We start from the raw sequence: 16,301 nt of genomic DNA, 5'->3' as shown, positions 1-16,301 counted from the left end.
ATGTATTTAAATTTTTATTTTATTAGAATTTCACCCAACGAGCTATTATTAGTATTTAATTCGCAAAAACATGTTTTTGAATGCTATAAATAAAAAATAGTAGTGAAATTTTATGTTATAAAACAAAACTAAAAACAACTCATTGCATTTACTTCAAAACCCCATTCTCATCTATAAATTAAGTACTTTTGTGTAAAATTTACTTTTTATGCCAATTGATATTTCCAAACTCGATCCAAAGAAAAACATCATAATAAAAGGAGCGCAAGTACATAATTTAAAAAATGTTGATGTCGCTATTCCAAGAAACAAACTTGTAGTCATAACAGGGTTATCTGGTTCCGGAAAATCAAGTTTAGCATTTGACACCTTGTATGCAGAAGGGCAACGTCGTTATGTAGAAAGCTTATCTTCTTATGCGAGGCAATTCCTAGGTCGTTTAGACAAACCAAAAGTAGAATACATTAAAGGAATTGCACCCGCTATTGCCATCGAGCAAAAGGTCAATACCACAAATGCTCGTTCAACAGTTGGAACTTCTACCGAAATATACGATTACATTAAACTACTATATGCTAGAATTGGCAGGACATACTCGCCTATTTCGGGATTGGAAGTCAAAAAAAATACGGTAACTGATGTTGTCACAACTGTAAAAGATTTTGAATTGGAAAGCAAATGGTTACTCCTTGCTCCTATTCATCTTGAAGAAGGTCGCCAGCTCGAAGACAAACTAAAAGTATTATTACAACAAGGATTTGCAAGGATTTTAGTCAATAATGTAATGGTACGTTTGGATGATTTTGATATTTCTGAACAACATACTTTAGATCACAAAGACATTTTACTTATTATTGACAGAATAGTAGTCAAAGAAGAAGAAGAGTTTTACAATCGATTATCAGATGCGGTACAAACTGCCTTTTTTGAAGGGAAAGGTATTTGCTTTTTACACGAATTAAATTCAGACAAAAAGTTTTCTTTTTCTAATAATTTTGAATTGGATGGAATTTCTTTTTTAGAACCCAATGTTCATTTATTTAGTTTTAATAATCCATATGGTGCTTGTCCAGTTTGCGAAGGTTACGGAAATATTATAGGAATCGATGCCGAATTGGTCGTGCCAAATACTTCACTTTCTGTTTTTGAAAATGCCATTTTCCCTTGGCGTGGCGAAAGTATGGGTTGGTTTCGTGATGAATTGGTCAACAACGCCTACAAATTTGATTTTCCAATTCACAAGCCTTTTTTTCAACTTACTGAAGATCAAAAAGACTTGATTTGGACCGGAAACAACTATTTTCAAGGTCTAAATAGCTTTTTTAAAGAACTTGAAGAAAAAAATTATAAAATTCAAAATAGAGTGATGCTTTCACGCTACAGAGGCAAAACCAAATGCCATGTCTGCAAAGGAAAACGCTTGAGAATTGAAGCTTCGTATGTGAAAATCAATGGCAAAACAGTATCCGATTTGGTGGATTTACCAATACAACATTTGGTTACTTTTTTCGAAAAAATTGATTTGGATGTGTACGAAAAACAAATAGCCAAGAGATTATTAATCGAAATCAACAATCGATTGTCTTTTTTAACCGAAGTAGGTTTGAATTATTTGACTTTAAACAGAAATTCTTCAACACTTTCTGGAGGAGAATCGCAACGAATTAATTTAGCGACTTCACTGGGGAGCAGTTTAGTGGGATCGATGTACATTTTGGACGAACCAAGTATCGGTTTACATCCAAAAGACACCGAACGATTAATTAAAGTTTTGCTATCTCTACGAGATTTAGGCAATACTGTAATTGTGGTTGAACATGATGAAGATATAATGAAAGCGGCCGATATGATCATTGATATCGGACCCGAAGCAGGTACTTTGGGAGGTAATCTAGTCGCTCAAGGTACGTATGATGAAATACTCAAATCAAGCTCGCTAACTGCAAAATATTTGAATGGTGAACTTGAAATTGCTGTCCCAAAAAAACGCAGACCATTCAAGAATTTTATCGAAATAATGGGTGCTAGGGAAAACAATCTACAAAATATAGATGTTACTTTTCCGCTCGATGTTTTAACGGTAATTACAGGAGTTTCTGGAAGTGGAAAAAGTACTTTGGTCAAGAAAATACTTTTCCCTGCTATGCAAAAAAAACTGGACAATGCAGGAGAAAAAGCGGGACAATTCAGCGAAATTCCAGGCTCATTTTCGCAAATAAAACATATTGAGTACGTAGATCAAAATCCAATTGGAAGAAGCTCTCGTTCCAATCCTGTTACGTATATAAAAGCTTACGACGATATTCGCGAATTATATGCAAAGGAAAAACTTTCGAAAGTAAGAGGGTATCAAGCCAAACATTTCTCTTTTAATGTAGATGGAGGTCGTTGCGAAACCTGCAAAGGAGAAGGATCAATAAATGTAGAAATGGTATTTATGGCAGATGTGCAATTGCCTTGCGAAACCTGTAACGGAAAACGTTTCAAAAAAGAAGTTCTCGAAGTCGCTTTTGATGGCAAAAACATTCACGACATTCTAACAATGACCATTGATGATGCTATTGCTTTTTTTGAAAAAAATAAGCAAACAAAAATCACTCAAAAGCTACAACCGTTGCAAGATGTTGGTTTGGGTTATGTACAATTAGGACAATCCTCATCTACACTTTCGGGAGGAGAAGCACAACGTATCAAACTTGCCTCTTTTTTAGTTAAAGGAGCGACCAAAGAAAAAGCCCTTTTTGTATTTGATGAACCTACAACTGGATTACACTTTCATGATATCAAGAAATTATTGAAGTCTTTTGACGCTTTGATAGAAAAAGGACATTCTATCCTTGTGATCGAACACAATCTTGACCTTATAAAATGTGCCGATTGGGTTATTGACCTTGGTCCAGAAGGAGGCGAAAACGGAGGTTTATTACTCGCAGTGGGAACTCCAGAGGAGATTGTGAAAAACAAAAAATCGATTACAGCCAAATATTTAAAAGAAAAACTATAAAATTAAAATCTAATTTATTTCAAACTAAAAAGCCACTGAACAATTAATAAATTATCGTGGCTTTTTATGTATTATACCTTTATATAATATTCCTTTAAAATTTATGATTCTTATCCCAAATAACAATTTTCTTCAAATACTTTACCATCCTCATCTATAGCTATCAAAATTTTTTTATCCTTTGCTGCCACTTGAGATAAATATAGCCATGGCAAAGACCACATTCCTAATGTTGCGCAACAAACTAAAAAATTCAACTTATGATTTACTTTCATACCTTGTTTATACAAAATGGTAAAAGGCATTTTATCATTTCGTTCTACAACCACAAAACCATCTTTAATTTTGTTTGAAATCACTTTAGTAAAGAGATTCAACCTTTTTTGATTAAGTAATTTACTTTTCATATTTAGTATATCAATTTTTATTATGCATTAAACAAATACTTGAAAACATTGCAAATTTAAAGCCAACATAAAAACTACACAATACCCACTTTTGGTGATATTAAAATAATAAAATACTAAATTACTCAAAAACAATAGGTTACAATCAACAAAAACAACAACAGGTCAATATACTCGTTGGAATGTCTATAAAATGAAAATAAAGAATAAATTACTTGCAAAAAAAAAGAGTACAAATTAAATATTAACACGTATATATGTGTTAAAAAAATTATTTTTCAGATTTAAAATTAAATGAAGGAGATTCATAGTCTTTATTCAAATAGTTGCCAGGTATAGTAGTTTTATTCCCATCTCGTAGAGAATTATAATGTGGTGACATAATTTCAATCCCAGCTTCATTAAAACAATCTTGAATATTTTGGTGCAAATTGGAATAAATTAATGGTTGTTGGTTGGGATGTTTAGTATACACATTAATTTCATAAGAAACATAAAAATCATCTAGACTGTTTTGCAAAACAAAGGGGACTGGAGTTTTCTCTACTAAATCTGTTCTCAAAGCTGCATCAATTAGCGCTTTATGAATTTCCTTCCAAGGACAATCATAACCAATTGTTACATTGGTATGAATCAGTAATCCATTACCATTTTCATAGGTATTTGCAGAATAATTAACACTGGAGCTTGACAAAACTGTTGCATTTGGTATTGTAATATCTTCCTGTTTTGCAGTTCGAATCCTTGTTACCAAAGTAGTTTTTTCAATTACAGTTCCTTTAACATCCCCAATTTTTATAAAATCTCCAATTTTAAAAGGACGCATATAAGTAATAACCAAACCTGCAATCATATTGGCAATCGCATTTGAAGAACCTAGAGAAAATAAAACTCCAACAAAAACTGATACCCCTTGAAATACAGGAGAATTAGAACCTGGTAAATAAGGAAAAATAACAACAACCATAAAAGCATAAATCAATACTCTTATAATATTAAAAGTTGGTTTAGCCCAATCACTATAAAAACCTTCAATTTTTATCTGACCCTTCTGTATCTCATCTACAAAAAATTTAATAGCTTTTAACAAATAATGAAATAACCCTACAATAACCAAAATCGAAAATAAATTGGGCAGAAAATCAACAAATCCTATTAAAGCAGCCCTGGCAGGAGAAAAAATCCACTTTAAAAGAGTAGATGCATACGCTTTTGTCTCAGGAAAAACACTAAATATAGCAGGCAAAGAAATATAAAAAATAAAAAGTAAAACCAGCAAACGAATCAACAAAATGAATTTTATAACAAATTCTAATTCTTTTTCTGGTGTAAAAATATAGGATTCCTTAATTTTAATTCCCGCAAAATAACGCTCTTTTCTCTTTCTAAGAAAAAATTGAATCCATCTAAATAATTTATTGATTGCAAATACGATTATTCCAACAAACACAACTAATAACAAAACAAGTCCAATTCGTCTTAACCAATTTTCAGCAGAATTGTTTTCTTTTTGAAAAAGAATTGATTTCTGGATAATCGAAAGATTTTTTTGTGCAAGTTTAAATTTTTCACTCCCAACAGATTTAGCATCTAAATCTGTTACCGACATCACTACAAAATCATCATTATAAACAATATCAACGCTGATATCAGATTTTATCAATACTATAGAATCGGGATAAAAATAGGGTTCGTTATACAAGGATTTTATTCTTTCACTGATTGCTTTTGCGCGTTCCTTGGCAGTAAATGAACCAATTTTATTATATATTAAAAACAGAGTGTCTTTAAATGGTACAACTGGATAACCACTTAATTCAGGATTTATTTTTTCTTTTTCTATGCTATCTGTAACAGTTCCTTTTCTGATCTGATTTTGAGAAAAAAGAACTGTCGAACTAATAAGTAACAAACAAATTAATTTTATTATAAATTTAATCATCGCTATAATATATTAGTATTAAACCCTAAATAAGTATCCATTACAATAGACACATATAAGAAACATCCTTACAAATATAAAAAAACTAAGCAACTAAATTTAAAAAAACAACTAGAAGATATAATAATCAATTAGTTAGTTATTTGATTATTCTCAATTTTACAAGTAATTTATCAAACGTTTGATTAATCTCAGGCGAAACTACCATTTTATAATTGATAAAACCATATACAATTGTTACCAGAATAGATTTTAACACTATACCAACGATTGGATGCAAAGGAAACTGCCAAAAGTAAAACAGCAAAAATACGAACAAAGAAATTCCAGCTGAAATAAAGTTTTGTTTAGTAAAAGGAAACAAATGCATGCGTTTTACAACAAAAAGCAATTTAGCTAAACTATAACATGTTATCGATAATAAAGTAGCGAATGCGGAGCCAATAATTCCAAATAACGGTATAAAAATCATATTCAAAACTACTGTTAAAACTACTAAACCTACACCCAAAAACAATACGGCACGATAATATTTTGAATTAAAGATGATCGCATTATTATTGCCTAATATCAGATCAAAATATTTTGAAAGCCCAATCATAAACACTACTAAAATTCCACCACAATACTCTTTCGGCATCATTTCATACAATTGATCGATATTAACAAAAATACACAACATAACAAAACCTCCAACAATTTGAAGATTAATCGAAGTTTTTTTATACAAAACATTTAGTTCATCATGCTTGTTTTCATGCATCAGTTTTGCTGTAATAGGATATACAATTTGGTGCATCGCTCGACTTGGCACCGAAATTACTAATGCAATATATGTGGCTACAGAATAAAAAGCAATGTTCCCAATATCCATATATTGATTAAGCATTATTTTATCGCCATCAAGAAGCAAATTGGCAACACTACCCGACAAAATAATATACGAAGTATACACTAAAATTTCTTTTACATTCCAAGGTATTGTAAATTGAAAAACAGGCTTTTTTATCCTAAAAGCATAAAACATGGTAACCAAAAATGCTACAAAGTATATTCCAGCAGTCAAATAAATAAAGTCAACAACTGTAATCCATTTAAAGTATATTCCCAAAAGAGCGATTAATGAAAATAAACGTAATCCTACCTCTTTTATAAAGTTGCCAAAAACGGAAAACATATGTACCCTAGCCCAAGCATAAAAAATCTCAAAATAAGCCATACAGATACCTACAAAAGGAATAAGCCAAATAAAATCTTTTACAATTGGATTTTTCTTTGTTACAAAAAAGGCAATTTCATCATAAAAAAACAATCCAATTAAAAGGATTGGAATAATTAACAAAATAGGGAACAAAACCGTAAATGACAGAAACTGATTTTGCTCTTTTTCAGATTTGCATTGCGAATAAAACTTTACCAATGTATTTTGCATTCCAATTGCAAATAATGGCATAATTACATTGGCACATGATAAAATATAATTAGACAATCCATAAAATGTTTTACCTAAAATTGGAGGAAACAAAAACAGTGTACTTATTCCCCCTATTGCAAAACCGATATAGGTTATTATTGTATTTTTTAAAGACTGATTTAATACTATACCCATTAATAGGAGTTTAAAAGTTTAAGGTTAAAAAAGTTTAAAGTTGAAAACCTTAAACCTTTGAATGTATCAATTTTGATAATTCTTTGGTTAAATTTTTTCTGGAATATTTTTGCAAACCTACACCATAAGATTGTAATTTCCCTTCCAAAAATTGATTGTAATACGATTTAATGGTGTGTTTTAGTTTTTCCTTCTCTGTATATTCAAAAAATACACCTGTATTGGTTTCTGTTATGATTTCGGCAAAATCAGAATCTTTTGGGCCAATTGCAATAATTGGTCTGTTGGAAACCATATATTCAAATAATTTTCCGGGAATAATACTTTTGGTTTCCGCAGAGTCAATTTCGATAAGTAACAACACTTGTGAATTACGTTGATGCGCCACCGCTTCCGAATGGGAAACATATCCTAAATTATTCAAATACCTTTCCAAATTAAATCGTGAAATAGTATCTAACACTTCCTGACTAACGGCTCCTATTAATTTAAGTTCCAAATGATTTTTAAAATCAGGTATTTCCTGAAGCAATTCGGTTAAAGATTCCCACAATATAGTTGGATTTCGTTCTGACAAAAAAGAACCTATATGCGCCAAACTGAATTTAGAATCTAAAGTAACGGTTGTTAGGGGCTCTGTATCAAATCCATTGGTGATAACAGCGATTGGTTTATTGGTTATTGCTCTAAATTCAGATTTAGTTGTTTTACTGGTGACAATAATAGTATCGGCAGTATTCAAGACACGAAATTCCAATGCTTTGTGTTTGTTTTCTGCTTTGGCTGATAATTTTAAAGATTTATGATAACCGATAGTTGTCCAAGGATCCCTAAAATCAGCAAACCAAGTTACTTTTAATTTTTGCTTTAAAACCAATCCAATTAGATGTAAACTATGTGGAGGCCCAGAAGTAATTATGGTATCAATTTTATTCTCAACAATGTATTTTTCCAAGTACTTTACAGATGGTTTAACCCAAAAAACTCGTGCATCAGGAATAAATAGATTGCCGCGAACCCACAACATAGTCTTTTCCAGAAAAGTTTGTTTCTTCTGATTTGGAATAATACCCGAACTAATTTTTTTGGTTTTATTTTTAGAAAAAACCGAAGCCAATTGATACGGTTCAAAAATTTTTTGCTTTAAAACAATCGCTTTATCCGATACTTCTTTTCCTAAATTGGCATCAACAATTGGATAAGTTGGATTCTCAGGAATATAAACAATGGGCTGAATATCAAAATCCGGCAAATATTTTACAAATTTAAGCCAACGCTGAACACCAGGCCCTCCTGCTGGTGGCCAATAGTACGTTATAATAAGGATTTTTTTTGTATCCAAAATGATAAGGATTTGTATTAAATAATTAAATCAAGAATCAATTCCGAAAATAATCGGGAAGTTAATTCATGTTCTTAAATCCATTCTTTTTCTCAAAGTACAATCCGCCAACTAAGAGAAATAACATTCCAATACAACTGACAAGCGTAATTGCACTTCCTGTTTTCACTACTTGAGGTTCAAATTTAAATTCTATAGTATGTTTTCCTGCTGGAACTACAATAGCTCTCAAAGCATAATCAGCTCTCATGATTGGAGTCTCTTTACCATCAATTAAAGCTTTCCAGCCTTTTTCATAATACATCTCAGAGAAAACAGCTAAACCTTCATTAGAATTGTATGATGTATATTTCAATTTATTAGGCTGATAGTCATCCAAGGTTATGGTAGCCGAACTGTCTTTGACGAAAGCCTTATTCTTTATTTCCGAAAATTCATTCCCATTGATAATAGCTAGGTTTTTAGAATTCACTTTATCCAAAGCTTTCATTTCTTCATCTGGATTAGTCACCAATTTAACTCCACTTACAAACCAAGCGTTTCCATTGGCATCTGGATTAATAATCGGGTATTCCTTCCCTTCTTTATCCAATTGAATCACATACTTTACATTCAACATATTAAGTATTTCCACATTATTTTTGGCAATTTGATAATCAAATAATTGTTGCATCCTTTGAGGCTTGACAGCACTATATCCTCCAATTGCTTTATGAAAATAAGAAGTTCGTGCTTGCATTAGACCTTGTATATCAAAAACACGATAATTAGTAGTATCTTTTAGAATCTCTGTATCAGTTGGTGTTTCTTGAAAAGGCACTTCAACTTCTCTGGCGCTTATAAAATCTTTGTTCGAAACATAATTTTTGTCCACAAAAAATAAATCAGAAACCATAAATAAACCAACCAAAATAATAGCCGTATTTTGGGCAACTTTATTTTTAACGAACAGCCATAAAGTACCAGCAGCTATCAAAATAAAAAAACCAGAACGTAATAAATCTGCACTATACAATGATCTTCTATCTGCTTTTAAGGCATCTACAAAACTCGGCCCATAATTTTCAAGAAAAGAACCATCATTTGCACCCGAAAAAGTGAATAAACTTTTGGACAAGAACAGAATCAAAATCAATCCTAATCCAATTGCCCCTGATTGCAACAACGGTTTCAATTGCTTATCTTTTTCTAATTTAAAAAAAGATTGCAACCCCATAATAGCCAAAACCGGAAAACACAATTCCAGAATAACTTGAATAGACGATACTGCTCTAAACTTATTGTACATAGGAATATGATCGATACAAAAATCCGTCAAAGCAGGAAAGTTTTTCCCCCAAGAAAGAATTAAAGTAATTAGAGCTCCACCTAAGAATGCATATTTAATTTTCCTTTCATCAATAAACAAAGCCAAAATTCCCAAAAAGAAAACCACTGCTCCTATATATGCTGGCGCAGATACAATAGGCTGATCCCCCCAATACGTAGGCATACCCGAAACAAAATCGGTGGCTTGAGCTTCTGGTACTCCCTGTGAAATCATGAACTCAAACATTTCACTATCTGTTCCTACCTTTTCATTATTAGATCCTCCAAATAATCGAGGTGCAATAAGATTAAAACTTTCCGCGATACCATAACTGTATTCTGTAATATAGTCACGAGACATTGCAACATCAGTAGTTCGTTTTGAACCGTCTGGGTTAAAGCTTAAATCGCTTTTTCCACGTGTACTAAAATTGGCATATTCGACCGTCGCCAATAAATTTGTTGCGTTGGAACCAATGGCTATAATACCAGCACCTATTAGAGTTCCTATCGAATACAATAAAGACTTATATTCTTTTGATTTAATCCCTTCATAAATAAAATATCCTGAAAGAATCAATAACAAAATCAATAAATAATAAGTCATTTGAAAGTGATTGGCATTTATTTCTAATGCCAAAGCAATCATGGCGAGCAATCCACCTAAAATATATTTCCGTTGAAAAACCATTACAAAACCAGCCACAACCATCGGCATATAGGCAATTGCATGCGCTTTGGCATTATGTCCAACTCCAAGAATTATAATTAAGTAAGTAGAAAAACCAAATGCCAATGCACCAAAAAAAGCTTTTAACGGATCCGCTTTTAAAACCAACATTAAAATATAAAAACTAAGAAAATATAAGAATAAATAATCCGCTGGTCGTGGCAAAAAACGCAATACATCATCAATGGCGCCTACATAATCGTGAGGATATTTAGCCCCCAATTGATAGGTTGGCATTCCCCCAAATGCAGAATTTGTCCAATAAGGTTCCTCGTGATGAGTTGCTCTAAAATCATTTTGCTCTTTGGCCATTCCAGTATATTGAGCAATATCTGATTGAAAAATCTGTTTTCCTTGTAATACTGGAAAGAAATAAAGTGTAGAAACTAGAATAAAACCAAAAATGGCTAGTGCGTGCGGAAAGAACTTTTGAAGTTGCTTCATTAATATGGGTTTTGGATTGTGGGTTTTGGTTTGTAAGTTATAAAAAGTAAAGCTATTTTAATTTAAATTTAAACTATCAACACTTTACAATTCCCCCTTTGGGGGTTAGTGGGCTAATCAATTTCTTCATAATCGACATAATCACCCACTTTTTTGGTCTCACGTGGGTTTTTACTATTGGCAGTGTCAATTATAATTTCATCATTGTTGGATGTTTTCTTCCAAGTTGTTTGCTGAGTGCGCTGTTGCTGTTGTTGCTGAAAATTTTGACCAGCCTTTTCTACAACTTTTTTTACTACTATAGGTAAAAATAGTTTGGCCAAAAATTTAAATATATAATAGAAAGCTATCATATAAAATATCATTTCTATAAAACCCGAAAAAGAGGCTGTTTGCATAATCCAATAATTTTTAGGCAAAATTAATAAATCAATATGGAAACTTCGGAGCATTTTAAAAATATCATTCTTAAAGAAATGATAAAAAATGAAGAAAAGGTGCAAAAAACAATTAAAACCCAATCACTCTAACGCAAATTAAACTCAACAACAAATTGTAATACAAATTAAAAACATTTTTTTATTCCTTTTTTTAACAAAAAAATAAAATTCAAGACATAATTTCACAGTAAAAATCAAATTTAAAAATCAAAAATCAAATTTAATATTATAATAAACTGATTATCAAAAGCTAATAAAAACCCAATTCTTAAAATACCATTAGTTTATATGGATTATAAACAGTAATTTTGCACCCTATTTTAAAAATACATATGAATAAATTTGAACAATTAGGATTGAGTGAATCGTTACTGAAGGCGATTTTAGATCTAGGATTTGAGAATCCGACCGAAGTACAGGAGAAAGCGATTCCCCTATTATTGGAAAAAGACACAGATTTAGTTGCGTTGGCTCAGACAGGGACAGGGAAAACGGCAGCATTTGGTTTTCCAGTTATTCAGAAAATTGATGCCAACAACAGAAATACGCAAGCATTGATTTTATCTCCAACACGTGAATTGTGTTTGCAGATTACCAACGAACTTAAAAACTACTCTAAATACGAGAAAGGTATTAATGTGGTAGCAGTATACGGCGGGGCTAGCATTACAGAACAAGCGAGAGACATTAAGAGAGGCGCACAAATTATAGTAGCGACTCCGGGTAGAATGCAAGATATGATTAATAGAGGATTGGTAAACATTTCTCAAATTAACTATTGTATCCTTGACGAAGCAGACGAAATGTTGAACATGGGTTTCTACGAAGACATCGTAAACATCCTTTCTACAACGCCTGACGAAAAAAGCACATGGTTGTTTTCTGCAACTATGCCTGCTGAAGTGGCACGAATTGGAAAACAATTCATGACGGATCCTATTGAAATTACAGTAGGTACCAAAAACTCAGGTTCTGCTACCGTATCACACGAATTTTACTTAGTAAACGCTCGTGACCGTTACGAAGCATTGAAACGTTTAGCAGATTGTAATCCTGATATTTTCTCAGTAGTTTTCTGTAGAACAAAAAGAGACACGCAAGCTGTTGCCGAAAAATTAATCGAAGACGGATACAGTGCTGCTGCATTGCACGGAGATTTATCACAAGCACAACGTGATGGTGTAATGAAATCTTTTAGAGGAAGACAAATCCAAATGCTTGTAGCTACTGATGTTGCCGCACGTGGAATTGATGTTGATAATATTACTCACGTAGTAAATTACCAACTTCCTGACGAAATCGAAACCTACAATCACCGTTCTGGTCGTACAGGTCGTGCTGGTAAATTAGGTACTTCTATCGTAATCGTTACAAAAAGCGAATTGCGTAAAATTTCTTCTATCGAAAGAATTATCAAACAAAAATTCGAAGAAAAAACAATCCCTTCTGGAATTGAAATCTGCGAAATCCAATTATTACACTTAGCTACTAAGATTAAGGATACCGAAGTGGATCACGAAATCGACAACTACCTTCCAGCAATCAATAATGTTCTTGAAGATTTATCTAAAGAAGAATTGATTAAGAAAATGGTATCAGTTGAATTTAATCGTTTTATCAACTATTACAAGAAAAACAGAGACATCTCTAATCAATCTTCTGGTTCTGAAAGACGTGATCGTGACGATAGAGATGGCGCTCCAAGAGAAAACAATAATGGTGGTGCTACAAGATACTTTGTAAACATTGGTTCTAGAGACAATTTTGACTGGATGTCATTAAAAGATTACTTGAAAGAAACATTAGACTTAGGTCGCGATGACGTTTTCAAAGTAGACGTAAAAGAAGGTTTCTCTTTCTTTAACACGGATCCTGAACACACCGATAAAGTAATGGAAATATTGAACAACGTACAACTAGAAGGACGTCGTATCAATGTTGAAATTTCTAAAAACGATGGTGGCGGAAGACGTGACCATAACGGAAGAAACTCTGGTGGTGGATTCGGTGGTGGAAGAAGTTCTGCTCCAAGAAGAGAAGGAAGTTTTGCTCCAAGAAGAGAAGGATCAGGCGGATTTAGAAGCGACAGAGGTTCTGCTCCTAGAGAAGGTGGTTTCAGATCTGAAAGAAGCTCAGCCCCAAGAAGAGAAGGCGGTTTTTCATCAGACAGAACTCCAAGAGAAGGTTCGTCTGACAGAGCACCAAGACGCTCTGAAAGCTTTGGTGATGCACCAAGACCAAGAAGACCAAGAAGAGACTAAAGAAAATAGAGGTTAGAGGTTAGAGGCAAGAAGTGAGAAGTGAGAAATAAGATTTAAATCGTATTTTTCTAATTTCTAACTTCTATTTTCTGACCTCTAATTTTTTTTCGATTGTTAATTTTCTTATAATTATACAAGAACTACAAAATATTTAATACCGTTTTACTACTTTTAAAGTTTTAAATCAGTTTATGAAATATTTTGTAGTTTTTTTATTTTTAGTCACATCCATAAAATCAATTGCACAAACAATTGATACTCCAACAAAAGTCTCTGGTTCTATAATCAGCGATAATACCGGCACCCCATTAGCCAACGTAAACATCATCAACATCAATCAAGTCACAGGAACCACCACAGACAACAAAGGTAATTTTGAAATTGCTGTAACACAAAGTGACACTTTACACATAACACTTTTAGGCTACCAATCTTTACGTGTAAGAGTGACCAATGACTGGATTAAAAATAAAAAAACAACCATACAACTTACCCAAAAAGCTATCCCTTTAAACGAAGTTGTAATCAGCCCATACTATCTTACTGGATATTTAGAAATCGATTCCAAATTAATTCCAATAAAAGAAGATTATCGCTATAGTATTTCGGGCTTAGGACAAGGATACGAAGCAGGCCAATACGCTCCAGAAGCATTTGGAAAAGTTTTAGGCTCTATCTTCAACCCTGCAGATATGCTCTACAATTTCTTCGGAAAAAAACCCCAACAACTCAAAAAATTAAAAGAGATGCGAAAGGATGATACTGTTAGGAATCTACTGGAAACCAAATACGACAGAGAAACCATCTCGCTGCTTCTTGGCGTTTCACAAGATGAAATTGCCGAAATATTAGGCCGATGCAGTTACTCAGAAGCTTTCATAAAAACCGCCAACGACCTTCAAATCATGGACGCCATAAGCGGTTGCTACGAACAATACAAAGTCTTGAAGAAAAAGTAAAGTTAGTTTTCAACGACAACTTTAAACATCATTTGGGCGTGTCACCATAAAAAAAAGGGACCAACTAATCACACTAATTAATCGGTCCCTTCTTTTTATGCTGCCGGGCTATCTGGGCTACTTCGGTAGCTTCCGTCTATCCCTCACGCGTATTTTCGTAATCTAACAGTTTTAGTATAAATACAGAAAATGAATTTATATTAAAGCAATAATTCAAAAACTATTATAATTATTTTTAGGTCAAAATCAAAGATTTATCTAAAAAATGATCGAAACATATTTGAAAACATTCAAAATCAATCTTTTTTGTGTTGTTGCTCTATGTGATTTTGATTACCGTTAATCATAGTATCACCGCCATTCATACTGTTTGACATTCCAACCATAAGCGCCGTAATAACAAGAATAATTTTTCTTTTTAACCAAAGAATAGGGCGTTTAGATTCCTCCAAACGTGTTTTGTTAGGTTTATACATTTTGTAAATGATAAATGATTAGACATTATAATATCATCTTATGTATTGAGTTGCATAAATGCTTAAAAAATATTTTTAAGCTATGTATAAATTTTTATAAGTTATTCTAGAAGTAACCATCTCATTTATAAAGATGGATTGAGATAAGATTGAACTTACTTCTTGATGAAGCAACTTCTGAGTTTTTAAAAGAACCCAAATTTGAAGACTATAACTATCTTTAAATTCGAGGCAAGCAAATAAAATTGGAGACGAACCCTTTTTAGATGAATTTACCTCACCGAACACATATAATTTGGAATCTTTATTATTCGATTCTCCTCTAAGAATTACGCTCGAAAATTGATAGTAATCTACTGAATTGGATTGAGAATATAAATCACAATCATTAACCATCAGGCCAAAAACCAGAAAAAGAGAAATCAGATATTTAAAACATTTTTTCAATCTATATAATTCGAATTATCAATTTTGGCAAAACTGGAAACTGTATCGCTTAGTATTTTTTTCCTAAAAGAAAATACAAATAAAACTAACAATACCACACTTAAAATTTCAATGGCAATACTAAAATGTACTTCAAACTAAAACAGCTTTATAAGTTTTAGAATTTGTAATTGCCCTTGAAATTGAATTTGCATTTGAAATAGAATTTTAAATTTGTGGATTCTCTTCATAATATCTTGCTTCAATCCTCTTTATATCTTTAATAGACTTTCTCGCCCAATCCAATCTTTTTACCAAAATCTCTTCTTCAGTCAATTGCCAATCAATATCCGAATTACGCAAACGATTCGTTAGATTCTGAATAATAATCGATGCCGAAACAGAAATATTCAAACTCTCTGTAAAACCAACCATCGGAATTTTAAGAAAACCATCCGCTCTCCTGAGAATCTCTTCTGACAATCCATCTCTCTCGGTTCCAAAAAACAAGGCGCTTGGTTTCGTGATATCAAAATCCTCCATCAAACAATCATTCTCGTGTGGTGTAGTCGCAATAATTTGATAGCCTTTATTTTTTAACGTATCAATACAATTCGTAACACTATCATAAGTCGAAATATCAACCCATTTTTGGGCTCCCATTGCAATTTCTTTATCGATTCGTTTTCCATAACGTTCCTCGATAACATGCAACTCCTGAATTCCAAAAACCTCACAACTGCGCATCACCGCACTAGCATTATGCATCTGAAAAACATCTTCAACCGCAATGGTAAAATGTTTGGTTCTGTCTTTCAAAACTTTCAAAAATTTTTCTTTTCTATTATCTGTCAAAATATTTTCAAGAAAAGCAAGGTAATCGAGATCAATCATTGTATATTAGTTTTGGTAAAAATACTAAAAAAGAGTAGTTTTATTTTCTATAAAAATTT

The 16,301-nt window shown here is 32.4% G+C and carries 11 protein-coding genes; 3 read left to right on the top strand and 8 right to left on the bottom strand.

Going from position 1 to position 16,301, the window contains the following annotated elements; translation table 11 throughout:
* Positions 1–208: 208 nt before the first annotated feature.
* Positions 209–3,004, top strand: a complete 2,796-nt coding sequence (gene uvrA, locus OZP06_RS13180; protein WP_281323819.1) for an excinuclease ABC subunit UvrA — start codon at positions 209–211, stop codon at positions 3,002–3,004.
* A gap of 110 nt (positions 3,005–3,114) precedes the next feature.
* Here the strand turns inward: uvrA and OZP06_RS13175 are convergent, their stop codons facing one another.
* The 6 genes from OZP06_RS13175 to OZP06_RS13150 all read right to left on the bottom strand — a co-directional run bounded on the left by OZP06_RS13175 (position 3,115) and on the right by OZP06_RS13150 (position 11,184).
* On the bottom strand, positions 3,115–3,411 hold the full coding sequence (locus tag OZP06_RS13175; protein WP_269222263.1) for a hypothetical protein: 297 nt from the start codon (positions 3,409–3,411) through the stop codon (positions 3,115–3,117).
* Positions 3,412–3,682: 271 nt separating this feature from the next.
* Positions 3,683–5,353: a mechanosensitive ion channel family protein gene (locus OZP06_RS13170; RefSeq protein ID WP_281323818.1), complete on the bottom strand. Its 1,671-nt coding sequence runs from the start codon at positions 5,351–5,353 to the stop codon at positions 3,683–3,685.
* A gap of 139 nt (positions 5,354–5,492) precedes the next feature.
* Positions 5,493–6,962, bottom strand: coding sequence for an oligosaccharide flippase family protein (locus OZP06_RS13165; RefSeq protein WP_269222261.1), 1,470 nt, complete (start codon positions 6,960–6,962; stop codon positions 5,493–5,495).
* Positions 6,963–7,011: 49 nt separating this feature from the next.
* Positions 7,012–8,304, bottom strand: a complete 1,293-nt coding sequence (locus OZP06_RS13160; RefSeq protein ID WP_281323817.1) for a glycosyltransferase family 4 protein — start codon at positions 8,302–8,304, stop codon at positions 7,012–7,014.
* A gap of 61 nt (positions 8,305–8,365) precedes the next feature.
* Positions 8,366–10,786, bottom strand: a complete 2,421-nt coding sequence (locus OZP06_RS13155; RefSeq protein ID WP_281323816.1) for a YfhO family protein — start codon at positions 10,784–10,786, stop codon at positions 8,366–8,368.
* A gap of 113 nt (positions 10,787–10,899) precedes the next feature.
* Positions 10,900–11,184 carry a DUF4834 family protein gene (locus OZP06_RS13150; protein WP_269222260.1) on the bottom strand — a complete coding sequence of 95 codons (285 nt, stop codon included), beginning with the start codon at positions 11,182–11,184 and terminating at the stop codon, positions 10,900–10,902.
* A 374-nt stretch (positions 11,185–11,558) separates the two neighbouring features.
* Between OZP06_RS13150 and OZP06_RS13145 the strand changes: the two genes are divergently transcribed.
* Positions 11,559–13,487, top strand: a complete 1,929-nt coding sequence (locus OZP06_RS13145) for a DEAD/DEAH box helicase (protein WP_269222259.1) — start codon at positions 11,559–11,561, stop codon at positions 13,485–13,487.
* Between the two features lie 191 nt (positions 13,488–13,678).
* The gene (locus tag OZP06_RS13140; RefSeq protein ID WP_269222258.1) at positions 13,679–14,446 is read left to right on the top strand and encodes a carboxypeptidase-like regulatory domain-containing protein; all 768 of its coding nucleotides are present in this window, start codon (positions 13,679–13,681) and stop codon (positions 14,444–14,446) included.
* 296 nt (positions 14,447–14,742) lie between these two features.
* Here the strand turns inward: OZP06_RS13140 and OZP06_RS13135 are convergent, their stop codons facing one another.
* Both OZP06_RS13135 and OZP06_RS13130 read right to left on the bottom strand, forming a co-directional pair.
* Entirely contained in the window at positions 14,743–14,922 is a 180-nt protein-coding gene (locus tag OZP06_RS13135; protein WP_269222257.1) for a hypothetical protein, read from the bottom strand.
* 654 nt (positions 14,923–15,576) lie between these two features.
* Positions 15,577–16,242 (bottom strand): RNA methyltransferase, encoded by a 666-nt coding sequence (locus OZP06_RS13130; RefSeq protein WP_269222256.1) that lies wholly within the window; start codon positions 16,240–16,242, stop codon positions 15,577–15,579.
* Positions 16,243–16,301: the final 59 nt, after the last annotated feature.

Source organism: Flavobacterium sp. IMCC34518 (assembly GCF_027111095.2).
Taxonomy (GTDB): domain Bacteria; phylum Bacteroidota; class Bacteroidia; order Flavobacteriales; family Flavobacteriaceae; genus Flavobacterium; species Flavobacterium praedii.
Note: the sequence above shows the minus strand (reverse complement) of the source record. Positions and strands in the feature narration are given on the sequence as shown.

Coding starts and splice junctions, on each gene's coding strand:
- uvrA (WP_281323819.1), top strand. CDS start 209: ATGCCAATTGATATTTCCAAACTCGATCCAAAGAAAAACATCATAATA.
- OZP06_RS13175 (WP_269222263.1), bottom strand. CDS start 3,411: ATGAAAAGTAAATTACTTAATCAAAAAAGGTTGAATCTCTTTACTAAA.
- OZP06_RS13170 (WP_281323818.1), bottom strand. CDS start 5,353: ATGATTAAATTTATAATAAAATTAATTTGTTTGTTACTTATTAGTTCG.
- OZP06_RS13165 (WP_269222261.1), bottom strand. CDS start 6,962: ATGGGTATAGTATTAAATCAGTCTTTAAAAAATACAATAATAACCTAT.
- OZP06_RS13155 (WP_281323816.1), bottom strand. CDS start 10,786: ATGAAGCAACTTCAAAAGTTCTTTCCGCACGCACTAGCCATTTTTGGT.
- OZP06_RS13150 (WP_269222260.1), bottom strand. CDS start 11,184: ATGCAAACAGCCTCTTTTTCGGGTTTTATAGAAATGATATTTTATATG.
- OZP06_RS13145 (WP_269222259.1), top strand. CDS start 11,559: ATGAATAAATTTGAACAATTAGGATTGAGTGAATCGTTACTGAAGGCG.
- OZP06_RS13140 (WP_269222258.1), top strand. CDS start 13,679: ATGAAATATTTTGTAGTTTTTTTATTTTTAGTCACATCCATAAAATCA.
- OZP06_RS13135 (WP_269222257.1), bottom strand. CDS start 14,922: ATGTATAAACCTAACAAAACACGTTTGGAGGAATCTAAACGCCCTATT.
- OZP06_RS13130 (WP_269222256.1), bottom strand. CDS start 16,242: ATGATTGATCTCGATTACCTTGCTTTTCTTGAAAATATTTTGACAGAT.